Raw genomic sequence first — 24,587 nt, 5'->3', positions numbered from 1 at the left:
CCGCATCCCCGTTGCCGGTCGTATCAACGACGGCACTGTCCTACCAACTGATACGACAGTCCCGGGGTCACGCTCTCGCGTCCCCGGGACCGTCGGTCGTGCTGACGTACGTTCAGGCGGCCTTGCGACGACCGGCCGCGGTGAGGCGGACCTCGGCGCGACGCTCGGCGTGCGCGTCGAGCTCGCTCTTGGCGGTCTCCAGCGCGCGCTCGGCCCGGGCGACGTCGATCTCGTCCGCCAGCTCGGCGATCTCCGCGAGCAGAGAGAGCTTGTTGTCGGCGAAGGAGATGAAGCCACCGTGGACGGCGGCCACGACGGTGCCGCCGTCGGTGGTGCGGATGGTGACCGGGCCGGTCTCCAGCACGCTCAGCACCGGGGTGTGACCCGGCATGATGCCGGTGTCACCGGAGGCCGTACGGGCGACAACGATGGTGGCCGCACCGGACCACACCTTGCGGTCGGCTGCGACCAGCTCGACGTGCAGCTCAGCCAACGTGGGCTCCTAGGCTCTGGCGACCGCCGAATGCCTCGGCGATTGCGGTAAGAATAACGGGCCCGCACCCCCGGCATGAAACCAAGGACACGGAGATGACCGGGATCACAGCGAATCCTCCGGTCGAGCCGTGAGGGGTGGCCCCCAGGGACGGGGACCACCCCTCACGGTCAGTCAGCTGCTGTCGAACGGGCCGGAATTACTTCTTGGCCAGCTCGGCGGCGTTGCGCTCGAGGTCCTCGATGCCACCGCACATGAAGAACGCCTGCTCCGGCGTCGAGTCGTACTTGCCGTCCGCGATCGCGTTGAACGCCTCGATCGTCTCGGACAGCGGCACGGTCGAACCGTCGACGCCGGTGAACTGCTTGGCGACGTAGGTGTTCTGCGAGAGGAACCGCTCGATCCGACGTGCGCGGTGCACGGTGATCTTGTCGTCCTCGGACAGCTCGTCGATACCGAGGATCGCGATGATGTCCTGGAGGTCCTTGTACTTCTGCAGGATCCCCTTGACGCGAATGGCGGTGTCGTAGTGGTCCTGCGCGATGTAGCGCGGGTCCAGGATGCGGGACGTGGAGTCCAGCGGGTCGACGGCCGGGTAGATGCCCTTCTCGGAGATCGGACGGGAGAGCACCGTCGTCGCGTCGAGGTGGGCGAAGGTGGTGGCCGGCGCCGGGTCGGTCAGGTCGTCCGCGGGGACGTAGATCGCCTGCATCGAGGTGATCGAGTGACCGCGGGTCGAGGTGATGCGCTCCTGGAGGAGGCCCATCTCGTCGGCCAGGTTCGGCTGGTAACCCACCGCGGAGGGCATCCGGCCGAGCAGGGTCGACACCTCGGAACCGGCCTGGGTGAACCGGAAGATGTTGTCGATGAAGAGGAGCACGTCCTGCTTCTCGACGTCACGGAAGTACTCCGCCATGGTCAGCGCGGAGAGCGCGACCCGCAGACGGGTGCCCGGCGGCTCGTCCATCTGGCCGAAGACCAGCGCGGTCTTGTCCAGAACGCCCGAGTCGACCATCTCGTGGATGAGGTCGTTGCCCTCACGGGTGCGCTCGCCGACACCGGCGAAGACCGACACACCACCGAAGTTCTCGGCGACGCGGTAGATCATCTCCTGGATGAGGACGGTCTTGCCGACACCGGCACCACCGAACAGACCGATCTTGCCACCGGTCACGTACGGGGTGAGCAGGTCGATGACCTTGATGCCGGTCTCGAACATCTCGGTCTTCGACTCGAGCTCGGAGAAGTTCGGGGCGGTGCGGTGGATGGGCCACCGGACCTCGACCTGCTTCTCGAACTCGGCCTTGTCGACGTTCAGCACCTCGCCGAGGGCGTTGAAGACCTTGCCCTTGGTGATCTGGCCGACCGGGACGGAGATCGCCGAACCGGTGTCGGTGACGGTCGCGCCACGGACCAGGCCGTCGGTCGGCTGCATCGAGATGCCGCGGATCAGGCCGTCGCCGAGGTGCTGCGCGACCTCGAGGGTCAGCACCTTGGTGCCGGTGCCGTCGGGGTTCTCCACCTCGACGTGCAGGGCGTTGTACATGCTCGGAATCGCGTCGACGGGGAACTCCACGTCGACGACCGGGCCGATGACCCGCGCGACGCGGCCCGTCGCCGTGGTCGGCTCAACTGTGGTGGTCATTCTCATTCGCTCCCGCGGCTAGCGTCGGCGAGGGCGTTGGCACCGCCGACGATCTCGCTGATTTCCTGGGTGATCTCGGCCTGACGGGCCGAGTTGGCAAGCCGCGTGAGCGACTTGATGAGCTCTCCCGCATTGTCGGTCGCGGACTTCATCGCGCGCCGGCGAGCGGCGTGCTCCGAAGCGGCCGACTGCAGCAGCGCGTTGTAGATCCGGCTCTCGACGTACCGCGGCAGCAGGGCGTCGAGGACGCCCTCGGCCGACGGCTCGAAGTCGTACAGCGGGAAGATCTCCGACTTGGCTGGCTTGTTGTCGCTGAGCTGGACCTCGTCCAGCTTCAGCGGCAGCAGCCGGACGTCCACGGCGGTCTGAGTCAGCATGGACTCGAACTTGGTGGACACCAGGTGGAGCTCGTCCACCCCACCGGTCTCGGCGGTGAACGCCTCGATCAGATCGGCCGCGACCCGCTTGGCGTCACCGTAGGTCGGCTTGTCGGAGAAGCCCGTCCACGATCCCGCGACCTCAAGGTTACGGAAGTTGTAGTACGAGACGCTCTTCCGACCGACCAGGTAGGTCACCACGTCCTTGCCCTCGGCGCGGAGCTTGGCGCTGAGCGCCACGCCCTGCTTGATGGCGTTGGTCGAGTAACCACCGGCGAGACCACGGTCCGCCGCGATCACCAGCACCGCGGCGCGCGAGGCGCCGGGGTTCTCGGTGGTCAGCGGGTGCTTGGCGTTGGACCGGGTGGCCACCGCCGTCACCGCGCGGGTGAGCTCATCGGCGTACGGAGTGGAGGCGGCCACCGCGCGCTGCGCCTTGACGATGCGCGACGCGGAGATCATCTCCATCGCCTTGGTGATCTTCTTCGTCGCGGTGACAGAGCGGATCCGGCGCTTGTAGACCCGAAGCTGTGCTCCCATGGGTCGTTACGTCCTTTCCCTCGCTACCGGACTCAGGCCTGCTCGCCGAGGAGCTTGCCGTCGGCGGTGGTGAAACCGAGCTTGAACGCCGCGATCGCCTCGGTGAGCGCGTCGATCGTGCCGTCCTCGAGCTTGCTGGTCTCGACGATGCCCGCGAGCAGGTCCTTCTTCGAGGTCCGCAGGTGGTCGAGGAACTCGCGCTCGAAGCGGCGGATGTCCGCGACCGGGACGTCGTCCAGCTTGCCCGTGGTGCCGGCCCAGATCGAGACGACCTGCTCCTCGACCGGGAACGGCTGGTACTGACCCTGCTTCAGCAGCTCGATCATGCGCGCACCGCGCTCCAGCTGGGCCTTGGAGGCCGGGTCCAGGTCGGAACCGAAGGCGGCGAACGCCTCCAGCTCGCGGTACTGGGCCAGGTCCAGGCGCAGCCGGCCGGCGACCGACTTCATCGCCTTGATCTGGGCCGAGCCACCGACGCGGGAGACCGAGATACCGACGTTCACGGCCGGGCGGATGCCGGCGTTGAACAGGTCGGACTCCAGGAAGATCTGGCCGTCGGTGATCGAGATGACGTTGGTCGGGATGTACGCCGACACGTCGTTGGCCTTGGTCTCGATGATCGGCAGACCGGTCATCGAGCCCGCGCCCAGCGCGTCGCCGAGCTTCGCGCAACGCTCCAGCAGACGGGAGTGCAGGTAGAAGACGTCACCCGGGTAGGCCTCGCGGCCCGGCGGACGACGGAGCAGCAGCGACACGGAGCGGTACGCCTCGGCCTGCTTCGACAGGTCGTCGAAGATGATGAGGACGTGCTTGCCGTCGTACATCCACTCCTGGCCGATGGCCGAACCGGTGTACGGGGCGAGGTACTTGAAGCCGGCCGGGTCGGAGGCGGGAGCAGCCACGATGGTGGTGTACTCCAGCGCGCCGGCCTCCTCCAGGGCACCGCGCACGGACGCGATGGTGGAGCCCTTCTGGCCGATGGCGACGTAGATGCAGCGAACCTGCTTCTTCGGGTCGCCCGACTGCCAGTTGTCACGCTGGTTGATGATCGTGTCGATCGCCACCGCGGTCTTGCCGGTCTGGCGGTCGCCGATGATCAGCTGACGCTGGCCACGGCCGATCGGGGTCATCGCGTCGATGGCCTTGATGCCGGTCTGCATCGGCTCGTGCACCGACTTGCGGACCATGACGCCCGGGGCCTGCAGCTCCAGGGCGCGGCGGCCGCTGGAGGCGATGTCGCCCAGACCGTCGATCGGGTTGCCCAGCGGGTCCACGACACGGCCGAGGTAGCCCTCGCCGACCGGAACGGAGAGGACCTCGCCGGTGCGGTGCACCGTCTGACCCTCTTCGATGCCGCTGAACTCACCGAGGACGACGACACCGATCTCGCGGGTGTCGAGGTTCAGCGCGAGGCCGAGGGTGCCGTCCTCGAACTTCAGCAGCTCGTTGGCCATGACCGAGGGCAGGCCCTCGACCTTGGCAATACCGTCCATGGCCTCGGTGACCGTACCGACCTCTTCACGCGAGGCGGCGTCCGGCTGGTACGACTGGACAAAGTCGGCCAGCGCGTCCCGGATCTCCTCCGGACGGATCGTAAGCTCCGCCATCAGGCTTCCCTGCTCTCCTAGTTTGCGATCCTCGGCCCGCCATTGAGGGCCGCAAGTATTCGACTCTCGGCCGGGTCATCCGAACCGGCCGTACGATTTGCCGACTCCGAAGAGCCGACTGGTTCGACTCTCCGGCGGAGCCGGTTCCCGACCGAGGGTCGGATGGTGCTTGGTGGGTCGTCAGCCTTCGAGGGCCTGGCGAGCGCCTTCGAGGCGGCTCGACACGGTGCCGTCGATGATCTCGTCACCGATCTGCACCCGGACGCCGCCCTGGACCGTGGGGTCCACGTCGATGTTCAGGTGCACCTGGCGGCCGTAGAGTCGGCCGAGCGCACTGCCCAGGCGGTCCTTCTGACCGTCCGACAGCGGAACGGCGCTGGTGACCAGGGCCACCACGCGGCCACGCCGGGCAGCTGCGAGCTTGGAGTAGGACTCCAGGCCGTGCTCGAGGCTACGACCACGCGGGTCGGTGACCAGCGAGCTGACCAGACGGGCGGTGCCCGCGTTCACCCGGCCACCGAGCAGCTTCTTGACCAGCTCCGCCTTGGCGGCGGGGCCGGCCTTCGGCTCGGTGAGGGCGCTGCGCAGCTCGTGCGAGCCGCTGACGATCCGTCCGAAACGGAACAGCTCGTCCTCGACGTCGTCCAGCTGACCGGCCTTGTCGGCCGCGATGACCTCGGCGTAGGCGGCGAGTTCCTCGACCGCGTCCGCGAAGTCACGGCCACCCGACCAGCGCGACCGGACCAGGCCGGAGACCAGGTCGACGGCCTCGCCGGAGACCTGACCGGCCAGCAGCGAGCCGACCAGCCGGGCCTTGTCCTGACCGGACCGCGAGGGGTCGGTCAGCACCCGGCGCAGCGAGACCTCGCGGTCCAGCAGCGCCGTCACGGCGGTGAGTTCCTGGGCGAGCTTGGCCGCGTCCACCGAGGTGTTGTCGGTCAGGCTCTCGAGGTTCTCCCGGCCGGCGGCCAGGGCCTCACGGCTGGCGCCGATCACTTGGACGCACCCTGGGCCGCAGAGGCCTTGGCCTCCAGGTCGTCCAGGAAGCGGTCGATCACGCCGCTCTGCCGGGCGGAGTCCTCGAGGGACTCGCCGACGATGCGGGAGGCGAGCTGCGAGGCGAGCGAACCGACGTCCTGACGCAGGACGGCAGTCGCCTGCTTCTTGTCGGCCTCGATCTGCGCGTGGCCGGCGGCGACGATGGCCTCGCGCTGACGCTGGCCCTCCTCGCGCATCTCGGCGATCAGGGCAGCGCCCTGCTCACGAGCCTGCTCGTTGATACGAGCGGCCTCGTGACGCGCCTCGGAGAGCTCGGCACGGTACTGCTCAAGCAGGGCCTGGGCCTCGGCCTGAGCAGCGTCCGCACGCTCCATGCCGCCCTCGATCGCGTCCCGGCGGTCCGCCAGCACCTTTTCGATGCTGGGCAGGAGCTTCTTGCCGAGGATGCCGAAGACGATGAAGAAGCAGAGCAGGCCGATGACGATCTCGGGCCACGCGGGCAGAAGGGGGTTCATCTTCTCCCCCTCCTCCGCGAGGAGGAGTGCCACGGAGGCGCTCATATCTGAACCTTTCGTCGAATGGGGCTACGACAGGTAATTACGGTGAATTACTTGCCGGCGCCGAAGACGAACGGCATGACGATGCCGATGAGGGCGAGCGCCTCGGTCAGCGCGAAGCCGATGAACATGTTGGAACGGATCAGACCGGCAGCCTCGGGCTGACGAGCCATGGCCTGCACACCGTTACCGAAGATGAGACCGACGCCGATGCCGGGGCCGATCGCCGCGAGGCCGTAACCGATGGAGGCGACGGAACCGTAGACCTCAGCGAGCTGCGACATTTCATGTCCTTTGCGGGGTGGTGAGCCGGTGGTGGTTGGCCACCGGGCGTACTGGGGGAAGTGTGCAGCCAAGCGGCTGCAGAGCTCAGTGCGCCTCTTCGAGGGCACCGGCGATGTAGCTGCTGGCCAGCATCACGAAGATGTAGGCCTGCAGGAACTGGACCAGCAGCTCGAAGGCGGTCAGGCCGATGGTCACCACGAAGGAGACCGAGCCGTACAGCGCGCCGATGCTCGGGCTGAGCAGGTACCAGGAGGCGATGGAGAACATCACGATCAGCAGGTGGCCCGCGAACATGTTCGCGAAGGCTCGGACCGCGAGCGTGAACGGGCGAACGAAGATGTTCGAGAAGAACTCGATCGGCACCAGGATGAACATGACCCAGCCGGGGATACCGGACGGCCAGCACAGGTTCTTGAAGCCGCCGACGAAGCCGTGCGTCTTGAAGGTCAGGAACATGTAGGTGAACCAGACCACGGCCGCAAGACCGGCCGGGAACGCGATCGCCGCCATCACAGGGAACTGTGCGAACGGGATGATCGACATGATGTTCATGATCCAGATGAAGAAGAACATCGAGACCAGCATCGGGACGTACTTCTCGCCCTTTTTGCCGATCGTCTCCATCACGATGGATCGCTTGACGAAGTCGTAGCCGATCTCACCGACCAGCTGGAGCTTCCCCGGGAGCAGCTTCGGCTTGGCAAAAGCGGCCCAGAAGAAGGCCATCACCAGGAAGGCGCAGAGGAACGCCAGCAGCATCGGCTTGTTGAACTCGATGCTGCCGATGGTGAAGATCGGCTCGAACTGGAACTCGTTGAGGCCAGGGGCGGGGAAGCCGCAACCGGAGAACAGGTGGCACCCGGCCTCAGAGGCGAGCTGCGTTACGTCAGCACCCACCACAGACTCCTTCGTCATGACGCATGGTTACGGCAACCTCGGTGTGTCGGCGCGGCCTGCGGCCACGGTGCGGCACTGGAACTTGTTGGGTATCTCGCCGACCCTGCACGGCGTCGTCCGATGCCGCGGGATCGTTGAAGACTCGGTGAGTGCGGGGGGCGATCCGTCCGCCGTGCGGAGAGACCTGGCCACGTCCCGTACTCGTTCGTCGCGACGGACGATAGCAGTCCGTCAGGACGGCATAAACACCGCCCCCCTCGTGCGAGGGACAGCCGGAGCCGCTCACGGCTTGCTGTCCTTCTGGTCCGAGGGGTCGTTCTGCACGTAGTACAGCTTGGCCTTCATGCCTGCGCGGACCTGGAACCCGGTGAAGATCAGAACGCAGCCGAGCAGCGTGAAGGCGAACGCCTTGGTGTTGAAGAGTGAGGTGTCCTTGAACACCGCGAGCACGATGCCGACCAGCAGGATCTGGGTGGTGTAGACCAGCAGGGCGCCGGCCATCAGCATGTGCGGGTTGTTCCTGGTCAGCCGGTCGAGCGCGATCTGACCGAAGATGAAGAAGGCCAGCACCAGCAGCGTCGCAGCGAGAGCACCGATCAGGCCCTTGGTACCCACCACCGCAGTGGAGATCGCAGTGGCGACAACTCCGGCGGCCGCAGTGGAGATTGCGGCGCCGCGGAACGGGATCCGGGCGTCGTGGGACGGCATGTCGGCAGCTCCGGCGGCATGTCGAGAAACGGGGGGACGGCGCTTTGGGACGCGGTGGTGACACCGCACCGAGGACATCCGCCATGGGCAGGCCGCTCGACGGCGAGCCCGTCGAGGGAGACCGACCAGGGACGGAAGTCATCCACCTGTCAGGTCTTTCGGCGTGTTCTCGGTACTCGTGAACGGTATCACAAACTATTTGATTAGAGCTTTACCATGTAGGTGTGGCACCTGTCACACCGACGGCCCAACAGTGCCGCCGTACGGGTGAAGACAGTTGACGGCCAGTCAGCCCTGCTTCTCGCTCCGGCCGCCGACCGCGGTGGCACCGGTGCCGAGCCGGACGAGCAGCTCCTTGTCGTCGGCCGACAGCTCCGCCATCGCCGGCGCCCCGGCCGGGGTCACCTCGTCCCGGACCTCGGTCCCGGCCTCGGCACCCTTGCGGTAGCGCGGCGGCACGAAGGCCTGCACCACCCGGGGGGCGCGCGGGCGGAACCGGGGCATCATCAGCACCACGATGCCGAGCAGGCAGAGCCCGGCCAGGCCGAGCACCAGCGTCCGGCCCCGGCCCGGGACCGAGAAGGCCACCGTGCCGAAGGCGATCAGCGCGGCCCAGAAGTACATGATCAGCACGGCCCGGCTGTGCGAGTGCCCGACCTCCAGCAGCCGGTGGTGCAGGTGCTGCTTGTCCGCGGCGAACGGGGACTTGCCCGCCCAGGTCCGGCGGACCACCGCCAGCAGCAGGTCGGCCAGCGGTAGCGCGATCACGGTCAGCGGCAGCAGCAACGGGATGTAGATCGGCACCAGCTTGTGCACCGTGGCGGTCTGCGACCCGGTCTGATCGGTGATCAGGTCCGGGTCGACCCGGCCGGTGATGGAGATCGCGGCCACCGCGAGCATCAGGCCGAGCATCATCGAACCCGAGTCGCCCATGAAGATCCGGGCCGGGTGCAGGTTGTGCGGCAGGAAGCCCAGGCACATCCCGATCAGCACCGCGCTGAACAGCACGGCGGGGGCCGCGTCGTTGATGCCGTAGCGGTACCAGAGCCGGTACGAGTAGAGGAAGAACGCCAACGCGGCGATGCAGACCATGCCGCCCGCCAGCCCGTCCAGGCCGTCGATGAAGTTGACCGCGTTGACCATCACGACCACCAGGGTGACCGAGATGACCATGCCCATCGTGGGGGTGACCGAGACCGGGCCGACGCCGGGGACCGGGATCGAGATCACCGTGACGCCCTGCCAGACCATCACACCGGCGGCGATCATCTGACCGCCCAGCTTCACCAGGGCGTCCACGCCCCACTTGTCGTCCAGCACGCCGAGCAGCCACATGATCCCGGCCCCGGCCAGCAGGGCCCGGATGTCCGCGCTCTGGATGAACATGTTGCCAAGGTGGGTCAGCTGCGAGGCGACCGCGAGACCGGCGCACAGACCGCCGAACATCGCGATCCCGCCCAACCGGGGGGTCGGCTCCCGGTGCACGTCACGGGCCCGGACCGGCGGCATCGCGCCGGCCACGATCGCGAACTTCCGGACCGGACCGGTCAGCAGGTAGGTGACCGCCGCGGTCACGAACAGGACCAGCAGATACTCACGCACCACTGACCTCCTGCGCGACGGTCCGACCGGTGGGTACCGAAGGTACCCCCGTGCTTGCCCGGGATTCGAGGTGCGTCGCCACGGAGCACACCTTATTGAGTCGGACGCGCCGCGTGTGCATCGCGGTTCGCCTTCCCGGGTGTTCCGGTCCGTCAGTTTTCGCCGAGCGCGGCCGCCAGCTCCCTGACCCGGGCCCCGATCTCGGCCGTCGCACCGCCCCTGAGCAGGCGTCCGATCAGTTCACCGGCCTCGGCCATGCCCTCGACGGTCATCCCCTGGGCGGCCACCGCACCCGTGCCCAAACGGATACCCGAGGTCTCGGCGGGCGGGGCCGGATCGAACGGGAGCGCGCACTTGCCGAGCATCAGTCCGGCCGCCGCGCAGCGGCGCTCGGCCTCGACGCCGGTCAGACCGAGCGCCCCGACGTCCGCCGTCACCAGCTGGGTGTCGGTGCCGCCGGTCAACGGGGGCGCGCTGGCCGCGCCGAGCGCCCCCGCCAGGGAGCGTGCACCGTCCACCGCACGCCGCAGGTACGCGCCGAACTCCGGCGTACCCGCCTGCGCGAACGCCACCGCCTTGGCCGCCACCTCGTTCATCGCCGCCCCGCCCTGACTGAACGGGAACACCGCCCGGTCCACCCGCCCGGCCAGCTGCTCCGAGCACAGCAGCAACCCGCCGCGCGGCCCGCGCAGCAGCTTGTGGGTGGCGGCCACCGTGACGTCCGCGTACGGCACCGGGCTCGGTGCCAGACCCGCCGCGACCAGGCCCGTGGTCTGCGCCGTGTCGGCGATCAGGTAGGCGTCCACCTCGTCCGCGATCTCCCGGAAGGCGGCCCAGTCCAGGTGCCGGGGGTAGGAGATCCCACCCGCCACGATCGCCTTCGGCCGGTGCAGCCTGGCCAGCTCGCGGACCTGGTCGTAGTCGAGCAGCTGGTCCTGCTCGCGCACCCCGTACCCGATGAACTCGAACCACCGGCCGGAGAAGTTCGCCCGCGAGCCGCAGCTCAGGTGCCCGCCGTGCTCCAGCGACATCGCCAGCACCAGGTCGCCCGGCCGCAGCAGCGCCGCGTACGCCGCCAGCATCGCCGAAGTCCCGGACCGGGGCTGGACGTTGGCGTGCTCGGCGGCGAACAGCCGCTTCGCCCGGTCGACCGCGAGCAGCTCGGCGGCATCCGCGAGGGCGCAGCCGCTGTGGTGCCGGTGGCCCGGATAGCCCTCGGCGTACTTGTCCACCAGCGGGCCGCTCAGGGCCGCGAGCACGGCCGGGGTGGCGAGGTTCTCCCCCGCCAGCAGCTGCAGGCTCTCGGCCCGGCGGCCCGCCTCGGCGGCGAGCAGGTCGGCGAGTTGCGGATCGGCCTCCCGCAGCGCGGCGGGGGCGGTCCAGGAGAGCTGCACATCATGGGTGACGGTCATGGCAAAGCTCCCGGGCAGCGGACAATTCGGGCGGCATCACCCAGCGTAGGCCGGGCCTCTCCCGACGGCCCGCCCATACACCCACTAGAGCTGCACCCGCTCGAACGCCACCTTTCGGCAGCCGCTCGGGGCTGCGCTGTAGGCAGGGGCTCGGGGCTCTGCTGATGTGCGGCTCCGCCGCGTGGGCGAGGAGGTCTGGCGCCGGGGTCACTGCGAAAGTGCCTGACCAGCTACGCGACGATCACCTTTTGCGAGGCCGGCGTCGCAGTTCCCCGAGCCCCTGGACCGTAGCCGGTTGAGCACCTGCCAAAAGGCCGGCGTCGCCCACGCGGCGGAGCCGCACAACAGCAGAGCCCCGAGCCCCCTGGCGCCGCAGGCGGTTGAGCACCTGCCAAAAGGAGGGCGTCGCCCTAGTGGTTGCTGTGTACGCCGGTCAGGGCGGTCACGACCGGGTCGAGGGCGTCGAATATCTCCTCGCCGCAGTTGCGGAACATGCCGATCGGGGCGCCGTAGGGGTCGTCCACCTCGTCGGACTCGGGGGTCGCGGCGAGCAGCCAGCCGCGCAGGGCGGCGGCCGCCCGGACCAGGGCGCGGGCCCGTTCGGTGACCTCGGCGCCGCCCCGGGGGTCGGGGAGGGTGGAGGGGTCGATCCGCCGGACCAGCCGGGTGAACTCCTTGAGCGTGAAGGTCCGCAGACCGGCCGCGTGACCCATCGAGATCACCTGGGCCCGGTGGTCGAGCGTCGCGGTGAGTACCAGGTCGGCGTCGATCACGTGCTCGTCCAGCAGCTCGCGCCCGGCGAAGCCGTCGGCGCCGACCCCGTACTCACCGAGCACGGTGGCCGCGTGCGCCTCCATCGGGGCACCCTCGTGCCCCCAGGTGCCGGCGCTCTCCACCACGATCCGGCCGGCGAAGTCCGCGAGCCGGGCGTCCAGCTCGTGCCGGGTCAGCCGTTCCGCGATCGGCGACCGGCAGACGTTGCCGGTGCAGACGAAGAGGATGCGGAAGGAGTCGAGGGGCCGCGGCGAGACCGTGACGTACCCGGGTATGCCGAGGCCGGCGGAGGCGCCGTGCAGCGAGGCCGCTGTCAACTGCCGGCCTCCAGGTCCGGTACGACCTCCCTCAGCTGCTCGGCGCTGATCGCGCCGGCCCGCAGCAGGACCGGGACCTTGCCCGTGACGTCGACGATGGACGAGGCCGTCCCGAAGTCGGCGTTGCCGCCGTCCAGGTAGACCGCGACCGAGTCACCGAGCTGGGAGAAGGCGTCGTCGCAGGTGGACGGCGAGGGGCCGCCGGTCCGGTTGGCGCTGGAGACCGCCATCGGGCCGACGTTGTTGAGCAGTTCGAGTGCGACCGGGTGCAGCGGCATCCGGACCGCGACGGTGCCCCGGGTGTCGCCGAGGTCCCAGCGCAGTGACGGCTGGTGCTTGGCGACCAGGGTCAGCCCGCCCGGCCAGAACGCGTCCACGAGTTCCCAGGCCTGCTCGGAGAAGTCGGTGACCAGCCCGTGCAGCGTGGTCGGCGAGCCGACCAGCACCGGGGAGGGCATGTTCCGGCCGCGTCCCTTGGCGTCCAGCAGGGCGCCGACCGCCTCCGGGCTGAACGCGTCCGCACCGATCCCGTACAGGGTGTCGGTCGGCAGCACGACCAGCTCGCCCCGGCGGATCGCCGAAGCGGCCTCGCGCAGCCCGGTCTCGCGGTCGCCTGCGTCGGCGCAGTCGTAGCGGCGGCTCATCGGTGCGGTCCCCTCTCGGAAAACTGGCTTGTCGTCAGGAGCCGGTTCACAGCGACGCCTTGCGCGCGGTCGTGAAACGCGGCCGGTTGTTCAGGTCCCGGTGGTCGGCGGCGTCCGTCCAGCCGCTCTCCTCGCGGAACACCCACGGCACCTGCCCGCCCTGGGTGTCGGCGTGCTCGATCACCACCACGCCACCGGGGCGCAGCAGCCGGGCGGCGACCCGCTCGATGCCGCGGATCGCGTCCAGGCCGTCCTCGCCGGAGAACAGCGACATCTGCGGGTCGTGGTCACGGGCCTCGGGCGCCACGTACTCCCACTCGGTGAGCGGGATGTACGGCGGGTTGCTGATCACCAGGTCGAACCGGCCGTCCCAGGAGCGGTCGTCCTCGAACGCCCGGGTCGCGTCGCCCGCGTGCAGGGTGACCCGGGCCCGGTCGGAGCTGGCGGCGATGTTGCGCCGGGTGTACTTCATCGCGCCCTCGTCCAGCTCGAAGGCGTGCACGGTGGAGCGCGGCAGCTCCTGGGCCAGCGCCAGCGCGATCGCGCCGGAGCCGGTGCACAGGTCGACCACCAGCGGCTCGGCCACGTCCATGTCGCGGACGGCGTCTATGGCCCACTCGACCACCGACTCGGTCTCGGGCCGGGGCACGAAGACGCCGGGGCCGACCTCCAGCTCCAGGTAGCGGAAGAAGGCCCGGCCGGTGATGTGCTGGAGCGGTTCGCGCGCCTCCCGGCGGGAGATGGCCTCCCAGTACCGGGCGTCGAACTCGCTGTCCTTCACCGTGTGCAGCTGACTGCGCTTGACGCTGTGGACGTGTGCGGCGAGTTCCTCCGCGTCGAAGCGCGGCGACGGCACCCCGGCCGCGGCCAACCGCTGGGTGGCCTGGGCCACCTCGGCGAGCAGCAGGTTCATCCGTACACCCCTTGTCCGGGTCAGTTCTCCTGGGCGGCGGCGGCCAGCTTGGCCGCCGCGTCGGCGTCCACGCAGGACTGGATCACCGCGTTGAGCTCGCCGTCCAGGACCTGGTCCAGGTTGTACGACTTGAACCCGGTGCGGTGGTCCGAGATGCGGTTCTCCGGGAAGTTGTACGTCCGGATCCGCTCGGAGCGGTCCACGGTGCGGACCTGGCTGCGCCGGGCGTCCGACGCCTCCAGGTCGGCCGCCTCCTGCGCGGCGGCCAGCAGCCGCGAACGCAGGATGCGCATGGCCTGCTCCTTGTTCTGCAGCTGGCTCTTCTCGTTCTGGCAGGACGCCACGATACCGGTCGGCAGGTGGGTGATCCGGACCGCCGAGTCGGTGGTGTTGACGGACTGCCCGCCCGGGCCCGAGGAGCGGTAGACGTCGATCCGCAGCTCGTTGGCGATGATCTCGACCTCGACCTCCTCCGCCTCCGGGGTGACCAGCACGCCGGCCGCCGAGGTGTGGATCCGGCCCTGCGACTCGGTGGCCGGCACGCGCTGCACGCGGTGCACGCCGCCCTCGTACTTGAGCCGGGCCCAGACGCCGAGGCCGGGCTCGGGGGTGCCCTTGGTCTTCACGGCGACCGAGACGTCCTTGTAGCCGCCGAGGTCGGACTCGTTGGCGTCGATGATCTCGGTCTTCCAGCCCACCCGCTCGGCGAACCGCAGGTACATCCGGAGCAGGTCACCGGCGAACAGCGCGGACTCCTCGCCGCCCTCACCCGCCTTGACCTCCAGGATGACGTCCTTCTCGTCGTTGGGGTCGCGCGGCACCAGCAGCACCCGCAGCTCCTCGGTCAGCTCGTCGCGCCGGGCCTCCGAGGACTTCATCTCGGCGATGAAGTCCGAGTCCTCGAGCGCGAGTTCACGAGCGGCCTCGATGTCCTCCCCGGCCTGCTTCCAGGCCCGGTAGGTACGGGTGATCGGGGTCAGCTCGGCGTACCGCTTGGAGAGCTTGCGGGCGTTCGCCTGGTCGGCGTGGACCGAGGGGTCGGCCAGCCTCGACTCGAGGGCGGCGTGCTCGGTGAGGAGCTCTTCGACTGCCTCGAACATCGGGTGGGCCTACTTCCGCTGAAGCTGCATTGACAGGGATGGCGAGTGGGGGGAGACGCGAACGGCGCCGGTCCGAGCGCACCCATGAGTAGCTGGGTACGCCCGGACCGGCGCCGTACGGACGCTAGTCCTGCTTCGCGGAGAGCTTCTTGCCGAAGCGGGCCTCGAAGCGGGCGACGCGGCCACCGGTGTCCAGGATCTTCTGCTTGCCGGTGTAGAACGGGTGGCACTGCGAGCAGACCTCGGCGCGAATGACGCCACTGGTCTCGGTCGAGCGGGTCTGGAACTCGGCGCCGCAGGTGCAGGTCACGTTGGTGACCACGTACTCGGGGTGAACGTTGGGCTTCAAGGGGTTCTCCTAGTGTTCGGGAGGGCACCGGGTCGGCAGCTGACAGCCGCACGTGAACCGGGACCGACGGACCAGTCTGCCAGGACTGACCGCATCTTCCCAAACCGAGTGCGGACCACAGGTATTCCGGCTACCTGCGGGGAGCGGCCGAGGCCCCGCTCCGGGCGGCCCCGGCGGCGGCCGAGGGGGTCGCCTCGGCCGGATTGGCCGGCTGGCTGCTCAGCACCGACTCGGGCACCGCCCGGTCGGCGGCCAGCGCCCGCCACAGCTCGGCGGCCCGGGGTTCGGCCGGGATCACCCGGTTCGGGTCGCTCGGGGCGGTCACCACCGGCAGGGTGACCATGCTGAGGTTCTCCGGGCCGATCGGCTTCAGGGTGTCGGCGAGGCCGACCAGGGCGCTCACCGAGGCCAGGTCGGAGTCGGTGGTGATGCTCTTGGTGAGCTTGTCCCCCACCGACCAGAGCTTGGCCGGGTTGCCGAACAGCCCCATGCCCTTGATCTGGGTCAGGAGCGACTTGACCATCTGCTTCTGCAGCTCGATCCGGCCCAGGTCGCTGCCGTCGCCGACGCCGTGCCTGGTCCGGACGAAGGCCAGGGCCTGGTCGCCGTTCAGCCGGTGCGTGCCGGCCGCCAGGTGCAGGCCGCTGTCCTTGTCGTCGATGGGCACCGTGGTGGTCACGGTGGCCCCGCCGATGGCGTCCACGAAGGACGCGAAGCCGGCGAAGTCGATCTCGACGAAGTGGTCCATCCGCAGCCCGGTGAGCTGCTCGGTGGTCTTCACCGCACAGGCGGGGCCGCCCACCTCGTACGCGGTGTTGAACATCACGCTCTTCGCGGCGGGCACCGTGGCGCCGCTGCCGACGGCGGTGCAGGAGGGCCGGGCGACCAGGGTGTCCCGGGGGATCGAGACCACCTCGGCCTGGGTGTGCGCCTGGTTGACGTGCACCACCATCGCGGTGTCCGAACGGGCGGTGCCGTCGGTGTCGCCGCCGGCCAGGTCGCCGTTCTTGCCGTTCCGCGAGTCCGAGCCGAGCACCAGCACGTTGAACGAGCCGTTGGTCGAGGCCGGCGGCCGGGCGGTGCCGAGCTGGGCGTCGATGTCGATGCTCTTGATGTTCCCGTTGAGCTTCCAGTACGCGTACCCGGCCGCCCCGCCGCCGAGCACCAGCAGCCCGGCCACCGTGCACGCGATGGTCCTGCGCAGGCGTATCCGCCGGCTCAGGGTCTTGCGTCGGTGCTCGGCCATAGCGTCTCGTCCTCAGTTCTCTGGGGCTTGGTCGGTATGACCTTCATTCTGAGCATAAGGGAGTCGGATACCGATAAGTCCGTTTCACGGGTCGCCCAGGGAGACGCGAGAGCCCCGGACCGCGGTTGCGGTCCGGGGCTCTCTGGTTCCTGCCGGGAGGTCAGTCCTGGCCGGGGGTGTTCTTGGCGATCACCATCAGGAACTCGGCGTTGCTCTTGGTCTGCTTCATCTTGTCCAGCAGCAGCTCGATCGCCTGCTGCGAGTCCAGCGCGTGCAGCACCCGGCGGAGCTTCCAGGTGATGGCCAACTCCTCGCTGCCCAGCAGGATCTCCTCCTTACGGGTGCTCGACGCGTCGACGTCGACGGCCGGGAAGATCCGCTTGTCCGAGAGCTTGCGGTCGAGCTTGAGCTCCATGTTGCCGGTGCCCTTGAACTCCTCGAAGACCACCTCGTCGGCCCGCGAGCCGGTCTCCACCAGCGCGGTGGCGAGGATGGTCAGCGAGCCGCCGTTCTCGATGTTGCGCGCCGCGCCGAAGAACTTCTTCGGCGGGTAGAGCGCGGTCGAGTCGACACCACCGGACAGGATGCGGCCGGAGGCCGGCGCCGCCAGGTTGTAGGCGCGGCCCAGACGGGTGATCGAGTCCAGCAGGATGACCACGTCGTGGCCCAGCTCGACCAGGCGCTTGGCGCGCTCGATGGCCAGCTCGGCGACGACCGTGTGGTCCTCGGCCGGGCGGTCGAAGGTCGAGGAGATGACCTCGCCCTTGACCGACCGCTGCATGTCGGTGACCTCTTCCGGACGCTCGTCGACCAGGACGACCATCAGGTGGCACTCGGGGTTGTTGTGGGTGATCGCGTTGGCGATCGCCTGCATGATCATCGTCTTGCCGGTCTTCGGCGGGGCGACGATCAGACCGCGCTGGCCCTTACCGATCGGCGACACGAGGTCGATGATGCGGGTGGTCAGGATGCCCGGGTCGGTCTCCAGCCGCAGCCGCTCCTGCGGGTAGAGCGGGGTCAGCTTGCCGAACTCGGGGCGGTTGCGGCCGCTCTCCGGGTCCATGCCGTTGACCGAGTCCAGCCGCACCATGGCGTTGAACTTCTCGCGCCGCTCGCCGTCCTTGGGCTGGCGCACCGCACCGGTGATCGCGTCGCCCTTGCGCAGGCCGTTCTTGCGGACCTGGGCCAGCGAGACGTAGACGTCGTTCGAACCGGGCAGGTAGCCGGAGGTCCGGACGAAGGCGTAGTTGTCGAGGATGTCCAGGATGCCCGCGACCGGGATCAGCACGTCGTCGTCGTTGACCTGCACCTCGGCCGGGCCGGCCTCGAAGCGCTCGCCCCGGGTGCCACGGCCCCGGCGGTCGCGGTAACGACCCCGGCGGCCGCGCCGGCCGTCGCCGAACTCGTCGTCGTCGTAGCCGCCGACCGGCTGCTGCTGCTGCGGGCTGCTGCTCTGCTGACGGTTCTGCTGCGGGGCGCTGTCCTGGCCGCCGCCCTGCTGGGTCTGCTGACCCTGCTGGCGCTCGCCGCGCTCCGGACGGTCGGTGCGGTCCCGGCGGTTGCGGCGGTCCCGGCGGGACTCGCGGCTGTCGCCGTCCTGACCGGCCTGGGCCGGCTGGCCCTCGGTGGTCTCGGTGCGCTCGCCGCCCTCGCGTCGGTCGCGGCGGTCCCGACGGTCCCGGCGGGTCTCGGTCCGGCCCTCGGCGTCGAGCGTCCGGGCATCGGTACGGGTGTCGGCGACCGCGGTGGCGGTCGACTCGGCGGTGGCCGCGGCAGCGGCCTCGGCGGTCGGCGCACCGGCGGCCGAGGTGGCCCGGCGGCGGGTCCGCTCGGCGCGGGCCGGGGCGGCGGTCTCGGCGGCGGCCTGGACCGGGATCTCGATCTGGGCCTGCGGCTCGGCGGCCGGGGCGGCCGCGGCGGCCTTGGTCCGGCGGGCGGCCCGCGGCGGAGCGGCCTCCTCGGCCTGCGCGTCGGCCTTCGGCTCGGCCACGGGGGCCTCGACGGCGGCCGGAGCGGCGGCCTTGGCGGCCCGCTTGGCGGGAGCGGCCGGGGCGGCGGCGCCTGCCAGCAGCGGGTCGCCCCCGCTCTTCTCCTTGATGGCGTCAATCAGCTGGCTCTTGCGGAGACGGCCGGTACCGCTGATCCCGAGGGTCGAGGCGAGCTTCTGCAGCTCGGCCAGGACCAGGCCGTCGAGGCCCGCGGCAGCGGTACGGCGGCGCTTGGCCGGAGCCGCCGGGGCGGCGGTGTCTGACGCGTCGGCGTCGGGGCGCGCGCCCATCAGATCGGTGGAGTCGCTCACTAAGGGTCCTTCCCTGGAGCGGACGTCGGCCTGTCTGGCTCGGCGACCGGTTGTGCTGTCCTGACCAACGCTTGACTGCGTCGGTCCGAGGCGGTGATCCCCCGAATGGCGCTGCCAGTCGGGGAAGAGCTGCGATGTGCACGGTGGTGCGGAGTGGCGCGGATCGGTCTCGTGCCGGCCCCGCTGCCTGCGATACCCGGGCCCCCGTCGCGTGACGGTGGCCGGGCCCCATCCGGGCGTGCCTCTATGTGGGAGGCCGCGGGAGGGAGTCAGGTGCCGTCACGGCTTCGGGAAACGGCCGCCATTGCGCAGGCAGGCTGCGTACGCGCTGCGGAGGGCTCCCGGAGAATCGTGGTCCCGCTCGTCCACGGCCCCACTCGTGCGGACTGGCCGCAACAGCGGAGGCTCGGGATCGGGACGTGGCGCACGGCACCCCGGAGGGCACCTGGTGCAGCAATGAGGTTAACACTACCGACCCCCTGAGACATTCCCCGGCCCCGTTCTCGTCAATCGTGTCCGTGCGACCGTCTTGCTCAGCCGTCCAGCGGGAGCACCGAGGCACCGGTGCCGTCGAGCCGGAGCCGGTGGGCGGCAAAGCCGTCACCTGCGAAGGAGAGCAGTTTCTCGGCGTTCGCCTCGTCCGCGAGGGCGAGCACGGTGGGGCCGGCGCCGGAGATCACGGCCGGGATGCCCTCGGCCCGCAGGGCGCCCACCAGACCGGCGCTCTCCGGCATCGCGGAGGCCCGGTAGTCCTGGTGCAGACGGTCCTCGGTGGCGGGCAGGAGGAGCTCCGGACGGTTGGTCAGGGCCTCCACCAGCAGGGCGGCCCGACCGGCGTTGACGGCGGCGTCGGAGAGCGGGACGGTCTTCGGCAGCAGGCCCCGGGCGGTCTCGGTGAGCACCTCGGTGGACGGGATGAAGACCACCGGCACGACCAGCTCGGACGGCTCCAGCCGGACCGCCTTGGCGGCGTCCTCGTCCGTCCAGGCAATGGTGAACCCGCCCAGCAGGCAGGCGGCGACGTTGTCGGGATGGCCCTCCAGCTCGGAGGCGAGGGCCAGCAGGGCGGCGTCGTCCAGCGCGCTCGGGCCGCTGATGGTGACGGCGCGGGCGGCGACGATGCCGGCGCAGATCGCGGCGGAGGAGGAGCCCAGGCCCCGGCCGTGCGGTATCCGGTTGGCGCAGACCACCTCCAGACCGCGCGGCTGTCCGCCGAGGCGGTCGAAGGCGGCCCGCATCGAACGGATCATCAGATGCCGTTCGTCGCGCGGCAGGGTGGCCGCACCCTCACCGGCGATGTCCACCGAGAGGCCGGATTCGGCGACCCGGACCACCACGTCGTCGTACAGGCCCAGGGCGAGTCCGAAGGCGTCGAAGCCGGGGCCGAGGTTGGCACTGGTCGCGGGAACCCGGACCCGGACGGCGGCAGCACGGAACGCGGGACCAGCCATGGTGGTGGGACTCTCCTGGGAGGTGACGGCCCGGTTGGGGTCGGGCCTGCGGTGGTACGTGTGCGGGGTTTTCGCGACAGCTGCCCCGGCGGGGCGGGCGCGGCGCACGGCGCGGCCCGCTGTTGACCAGACTATCGAAGAGAGGTTCCACAGCGGTACACCCCGCACCCCTCCGATCTGCCGTGTTGCCGATTCTGGCCGGAAATTGCGCGAAATCGGGCAGCGATTCCGCCCGGAAGTCGGCGCGGTCGGGCAGAAAAGCCCCCCTCGGCAAACAAGTCGGGCCGACCCCCGAAAGAGTCGGCCCGCTTGTTGACAGCTCGTCAGTCCAACAGCCCGAGGCGGCGGGCGGCCGTCTCCGGGTCGATCGGCACGATCTGCGGCTGCGGCGCGCCGGCCACCGCCCAGTCCGGGTCCTTGAGGCCGTTGCCGGTCACGGTGCAGACGATCCGCTGGCCCGGGTCGACCAGGCCGGCCTCCGCCTTGGCCAGCAGGCCGGCCACCGAGGCGGCCGAGGCGGGCTCCACGAAGACACCCTCCTGCGCGGCCAGCAGCCGGTAGGCGGACAGGATCTGACGGTCCGTCACCTTGTCGATCAGGCCGCCCGAGTCGTCCCGCGCGGCGATCGCGTAGTCCCAGGACGCCGGGTTGCCGATCCGGATCGCGGTGGCGATGGTCTGCGGCTTGAGCACCGGGGCGCCGTCCACGATCGGGGCCGAGCCGGACGCCTGGAAGCCCCACATCCGCGGGGTGCGGTCGGCCAGGCCGTCCTTGGCGTACTCGGTGTAGCCCTTCCAGTAGGCGGTGATGTTGCCCGCGTTGCCGACCGGGAGGACGTGGATGTCCGGGGCGTCGCCGAGCATGTCGACGATCTCGAAGGCGGCGGTCTTCTGGCCCTCGATCCGGACCGGGTTCACCGAGTTGACCAGCGCCACCGGGTACTTCTCGGAGAGTTCACGCGCAAGGGTGAGGCAGTCGTCGAAGTTTCCGTCCACCTGGAGGATCTTCGCGCCGTGCACCAGGGCCTGGCCCATCTTGCCGAGCGCGATCTTGCCCTGCGGCACCAGCACGGCGGAGACCATGCCGGCCCGCACCGCGTACGCCGCGGCGGAGGCCGAGGTGTTGCCGGTGGAGGCGCAGATGACGGCCTGGGCACCGTCCTCCTTGGCCTTGGAGATCGCCATCGTCATGCCGCGGTCCTTGAAGGACCCGGTCGGGTTGGCGCCCTCGACCTTGAGGTAGACCTCGCAGCCGGTGCGCTCGGAGAGCACCTGCGCGGGTACCAGCGGCGTACCGCCTTCGAGCAGGGTGACCACGGGGGTGGCGGCGGAGACCGGCAGGCGGTCGCGGTACTCCTCGATGAGGCCGCGCCACTGGTGGGTACGACCGCTCTGGATGACGGCGTTCATGGTGCTACCTACTCCCCTTCAACCCGCATGATGCTGGCCACGTCCCGCACGCTGTCGAGCGCGCGGAGCTTGTCGACCGTCGCCGACAGGGCGGCGTCGGTGGCGCGGTGGGTGACCACGACGAGCGAGGCGTCGCCCGCCCGTCGCCCGCCACCGCCCTCGACCGAGGCGACTTCGTCGCCGCTGCCCACACTTCGGCCCTGCTGGCGCACGGTGTCGATGGACACGCCGTGCTCGGCGAAGACGGAGGCCACCTGGGCCAGCACGCCCGCGCGGTCGTCCACGTCCAGGCTCACGTGGTACCGGGTGATCACCTGGTCCATCGGCTTGGCCGGGAGCTGGGTGTACACCGAGTCGCCGGGGCCGGTGGTGCCGTTGACCTTGTTGCGGCAGACCGCGACCAGGTCGCCGAGCACCGCGGAGGCGGTCGGCGCGCCACCGGCGCCAGGGCCGTAGAACATCAGCCGGCCGGCCGCCTCGGCCTCCACGAAGACCGCGTTGTACGCCTCGCGGACGGAGGCCAGCGGGTGGCTCAGCGGCAGCATCGCGGGGTGCACCCGGGCGGTGACCGACTCGCCGTCGGCGGCCCGCTCGCAGATCGCCAGCAGCTTGACCACGCAGCCCATCTCCTTGGCGGAGGCGATGTCGGCGGCGGTCACCTCGGTGATGCCCTCGCGGTAGACGTCGGCGGCGGTCACCTTGGTGTGGAAGGCGATCCCGGCCAGGATGGCGGCCTTCGCGGCGGCGTCGAAGCCCTCCACGTCGGCGGTCGGGTCGGCCTCGGCGTAACCGAGCGCGGTGGCCTCCTCCAGCGCCTCGGAGTACCCGGCGCCGGTGGAGTCCATCTTGTCCATGATGAAGTTGGTGGTGCCGTTGACGATGCCGAGCACCCGGTTCACCTTGTCCCCGGCGAGCGACTCGCGGAGCGGGCGGAGCAGCGGGATGGCCCCGGCGACGGCGGCCTCGTAGTAGAGGTCCACGCCCGCGGCGGCGGCGGCGGCATGCAGCTCGGCGCCGTCCTTGGCCAGCAGCGCCTTGTTGGCGGAGACCACCGAGGCGCCGTTCGCGAAGGCGCTCAGGATCAGGTGCTTGGACGGCTCGATGCCGCCCACCACCTCGATCACCACGTCGATGTCGCCGCGGTTCACCAGGGCCTCGGCGTCGGTGGTGATCAGGTGCTCGGGGACCCCGGCGCGGGCCCGGCCGGCCCGGCGGACCGCGACCCCGACGAGCTCGACCGGAGCGCCGATCCGCGCGGCGAGGTCGGCGGCGTCCGTCGTCATGATGCGCGCCACCTCGGAGCCCACCACACCACAGCCCAGCAACGCCACCTTCAGCGGGCGCGTACGCATCATCCGACTCCGCTCTGCTTTCTCGGGTTTTCCGGCGGGCTCATTCGTTGGCGGTATTCGCCGCCCGCAGGGTATTCGGTCCGTACCAGTCTCCGGGACCAGCCGCACGAATCTATGGCCGGTCCATCATCTGAGACGAGAATTTCCTCATCCGATATCGAGCCGCAGGAGATCCTCCTCCGTCTCGCGGCGGACGATCACCCGGGCCGCACCGTCCAGGACGGCGAGCACCGGGGGCTTGAGGGCGTGGTTGTAGTTGCTCGCCATCGAGCGGCAGTACGCCCCGGTCGCGGGGACCGCGATCAGGTCGCCCGGCGTCAGGTCGGCGGGCAGGAAGGCGTCCCGGACCACGATGTCGCCGGACTCGCAGTGCTTGCCGACCACCCGGACCAGCATCGGCTCGGCCTCACTGGTGCGCGAGACGAGGGCGACGGAGTACTCGGCGTCGTAGAGCGCGGTGCGGATGTTGTCCGACATGCCGCCGTCCACGCTGACATAGGTGCGCAGTCCGTCGAGCGGCTTGATCGTACCGACCTCGTACAGCGTGAACGCGGTCGGGCCGACGATCGCCCGGCCCGGCTCGACGCTCAGCCGCGGTGCGTTCAGGCTGGCGGCGGCGCACTCCCGGCGGACGATCTCGGCCAGCGAGGCGGCGATCTCGGCGGGCTCGCGCGGGTCGTCCTCGCTGGTGTACGCGATGCCCAGGCCGCCGCCGAGGTCGATCTCCGGCAGCTCCACCCCGTGCTCGTCCCTGACCTGCACCAGCAGCCCGACCACCCGGCGGGCGGCCACCTCGAAGCCGGCCGTGTCGAAGATCTGCGAGCCGATGTGCGAGTGGATGCCGCGCAGTTCGAGGCTCGGGTGCGCGAGGGTGCGGCGGACCGCCTCGGCCGCCCGGCCGCCGCTCAGCGACAGGCCGAACTTCTGGTCCTCGTGCGCGGTGGCGATGAACTCGTGGGTGTGCGCCTCGACGCCGACCGTCACCCGGATCAGCACCGGCTGCCGGACGCCCTGGGCGGCCGCGATCGCGGCCAGCCGGTCGATCTCCTGGTACGAGTCGACCACGATGTGCCCGACGCCCGCCTTGACCGCCTGCTCCAGCTCGTCCGGCGACTTGTTGTTGCCGTGCAGCGCGATCCGCTCGCCCGGCATGCCGGCGGCCAGCGCGACCGCCAACTCGCCCGCGCTGCACACGTCGAGGTTGAGCCCCTCCTCGTGCAGCCAGCGGACGATCGCCTTGGAGAGGAACGCCTTGCCCGCGTAGTAGACGTCGGCACCCTCACCGAACGCGTCCCGCCAGGCGCGGGCCCGGGCCCGGAAGTCGGCCTCGTCCATGACGTACGCCGGGGTGCCGAACTCGGCGGCCAGCGCCTTGACGTCGAGGCCGCCGACGGTGACGACGCCCTCGGCATCGCGGGTGACGGTGCGGGACCAGACCTTGGGGTCGAGCGCGTTCAGGTCGCTCGGCGGGGCGAGGTAGTGGCCCTCGGGCAGTACGTCACCGTGGCGGGGGCCGGCGGGGTGGGCGGAGCGGCTCATCGTGGTGTCCTTACGAGTAGGGGCGGTGACGTGTCCTGACGGACCGTCACCGCCCCCGGGGCGCTTGGGGGT

The 24,587-nt window shown here is 70.2% G+C and carries 22 protein-coding genes; all 22 read right to left on the bottom strand.

Going from position 1 to position 24,587, the window contains the following annotated elements; all coding sequences use genetic code 11:
• Positions 1–112: 112 nt before the first annotated feature.
• A complete protein-coding gene (locus tag OHV05_RS22285) occupies positions 113–493 on the bottom strand; it encodes a F0F1 ATP synthase subunit epsilon (protein WP_403035008.1) in 381 nt (126 codons plus the stop codon).
• Between the two features lie 199 nt (positions 494–692).
• On the bottom strand, positions 693–2,138 hold the full coding sequence (gene atpD / locus OHV05_RS22280; protein ID WP_403035005.1) for a F0F1 ATP synthase subunit beta: 1,446 nt from the start codon (positions 2,136–2,138) through the stop codon (positions 693–695).
• A gap of 2 nt (positions 2,139–2,140) precedes the next feature.
• Positions 2,141–3,055 carry a F0F1 ATP synthase subunit gamma gene (locus OHV05_RS22275; protein WP_403035002.1) on the bottom strand — a complete coding sequence of 305 codons (915 nt, stop codon included), beginning with the start codon at positions 3,053–3,055 and terminating at the stop codon, positions 2,141–2,143.
• Between the two features lie 32 nt (positions 3,056–3,087).
• Positions 3,088–4,662 (bottom strand): F0F1 ATP synthase subunit alpha, encoded by a 1,575-nt coding sequence (gene atpA, locus OHV05_RS22270; RefSeq protein WP_403034999.1) that lies wholly within the window; start codon positions 4,660–4,662, stop codon positions 3,088–3,090.
• Between the two features lie 180 nt (positions 4,663–4,842).
• Positions 4,843–5,658: a F0F1 ATP synthase subunit delta gene (locus OHV05_RS22265; RefSeq protein WP_405019231.1), complete on the bottom strand. Its 816-nt coding sequence runs from the start codon at positions 5,656–5,658 to the stop codon at positions 4,843–4,845.
• On the bottom strand, positions 5,655–6,221 hold the full coding sequence (locus tag OHV05_RS22260; RefSeq protein ID WP_403034993.1) for a F0F1 ATP synthase subunit B: 567 nt from the start codon (positions 6,219–6,221) through the stop codon (positions 5,655–5,657). Before OHV05_RS22260 ends, OHV05_RS22265 begins: the two co-directional genes overlap by 4 nt.
• 47 nt (positions 6,222–6,268) lie before the next feature.
• Positions 6,269–6,502 (bottom strand): ATP synthase F0 subunit C, encoded by a 234-nt coding sequence (gene atpE, locus OHV05_RS22255; RefSeq protein ID WP_345290108.1) that lies wholly within the window; start codon positions 6,500–6,502, stop codon positions 6,269–6,271.
• 85 nt (positions 6,503–6,587) lie between these two features.
• On the bottom strand, positions 6,588–7,418 hold the full coding sequence (gene atpB, locus OHV05_RS22250) for a F0F1 ATP synthase subunit A (RefSeq protein ID WP_403034989.1): 831 nt from the start codon (positions 7,416–7,418) through the stop codon (positions 6,588–6,590).
• A gap of 264 nt (positions 7,419–7,682) precedes the next feature.
• A complete protein-coding gene (locus tag OHV05_RS22245; RefSeq protein ID WP_405019230.1) occupies positions 7,683–8,108 on the bottom strand; it encodes a hypothetical protein in 426 nt (141 codons plus the stop codon).
• A 288-nt stretch (positions 8,109–8,396) separates the two neighbouring features.
• Positions 8,397–9,710 carry an MraY family glycosyltransferase gene (locus tag OHV05_RS22240; protein ID WP_405019229.1) on the bottom strand — a complete coding sequence of 438 codons (1,314 nt, stop codon included), beginning with the start codon at positions 9,708–9,710 and terminating at the stop codon, positions 8,397–8,399.
• Positions 9,711–9,862: 152 nt separating this feature from the next.
• Positions 9,863–11,122 (bottom strand): serine hydroxymethyltransferase, encoded by a 1,260-nt coding sequence (gene glyA / locus OHV05_RS22235; RefSeq protein ID WP_405019228.1) that lies wholly within the window; start codon positions 11,120–11,122, stop codon positions 9,863–9,865.
• 410 nt (positions 11,123–11,532) lie between these two features.
• A complete protein-coding gene (locus OHV05_RS22230; protein WP_405021518.1) occupies positions 11,533–12,171 on the bottom strand; it encodes a protein-tyrosine-phosphatase in 639 nt (212 codons plus the stop codon).
• Positions 12,172–12,209: 38 nt separating this feature from the next.
• Positions 12,210–12,857, bottom strand: coding sequence for an L-threonylcarbamoyladenylate synthase (locus OHV05_RS22225; RefSeq protein WP_405019227.1), 648 nt, complete (start codon positions 12,855–12,857; stop codon positions 12,210–12,212).
• Positions 12,858–12,903: 46 nt separating this feature from the next.
• Complete coding sequence (prmC, locus tag OHV05_RS22220) at positions 12,904–13,770, bottom strand: peptide chain release factor N(5)-glutamine methyltransferase (protein ID WP_405019226.1); 867 nt, start codon at positions 13,768–13,770, stop codon at positions 12,904–12,906.
• Positions 13,771–13,790: 20 nt separating this feature from the next.
• A complete protein-coding gene (gene prfA / locus OHV05_RS22215) occupies positions 13,791–14,870 on the bottom strand; it encodes a peptide chain release factor 1 (protein WP_405019225.1) in 1,080 nt (359 codons plus the stop codon).
• 124 nt (positions 14,871–14,994) lie between these two features.
• Positions 14,995–15,219, bottom strand: coding sequence for a 50S ribosomal protein L31 (gene rpmE, locus OHV05_RS22210; protein WP_057226879.1), 225 nt, complete (start codon positions 15,217–15,219; stop codon positions 14,995–14,997).
• Positions 15,220–15,349: 130 nt separating this feature from the next.
• Entirely contained in the window at positions 15,350–16,465 is a 1,116-nt protein-coding gene (locus OHV05_RS22205; protein WP_405019224.1) for an LCP family protein, read from the bottom strand.
• A gap of 160 nt (positions 16,466–16,625) precedes the next feature.
• Positions 16,626–18,764: a transcription termination factor Rho gene (gene rho / locus OHV05_RS22200; protein ID WP_405019223.1), complete on the bottom strand. Its 2,139-nt coding sequence runs from the start codon at positions 18,762–18,764 to the stop codon at positions 16,626–16,628.
• Positions 18,765–19,297: 533 nt separating this feature from the next.
• Complete coding sequence (thrB, locus tag OHV05_RS22195) at positions 19,298–20,215, bottom strand: homoserine kinase (protein ID WP_405019222.1); 918 nt, start codon at positions 20,213–20,215, stop codon at positions 19,298–19,300.
• Positions 20,216–20,538: 323 nt separating this feature from the next.
• The gene (gene thrC, locus OHV05_RS22190; RefSeq protein WP_403034963.1) at positions 20,539–21,624 is read right to left on the bottom strand and encodes a threonine synthase; all 1,086 of its coding nucleotides are present in this window, start codon (positions 21,622–21,624) and stop codon (positions 20,539–20,541) included.
• Positions 21,625–21,632: 8 nt separating this feature from the next.
• Positions 21,633–22,979, bottom strand: coding sequence for a homoserine dehydrogenase (locus tag OHV05_RS22185; RefSeq protein ID WP_405019221.1), 1,347 nt, complete (start codon positions 22,977–22,979; stop codon positions 21,633–21,635).
• A gap of 144 nt (positions 22,980–23,123) precedes the next feature.
• The gene (lysA, locus tag OHV05_RS22180) at positions 23,124–24,515 is read right to left on the bottom strand and encodes a diaminopimelate decarboxylase (RefSeq protein WP_405019220.1); all 1,392 of its coding nucleotides are present in this window, start codon (positions 24,513–24,515) and stop codon (positions 23,124–23,126) included.
• Positions 24,516–24,587 lie beyond the last annotated feature (72 nt).

Origin of the sequence: Kitasatospora sp. NBC_00070 (genome assembly GCF_045041205.1) — a bacterium.
Taxonomy (GTDB): Bacteria; Actinomycetota; Actinomycetes; order Streptomycetales; family Streptomycetaceae; genus Kitasatospora.
The sequence above is the reverse complement of the archived record's forward strand: the minus strand, read 5'-3'. Positions and strand labels throughout refer to the sequence as shown.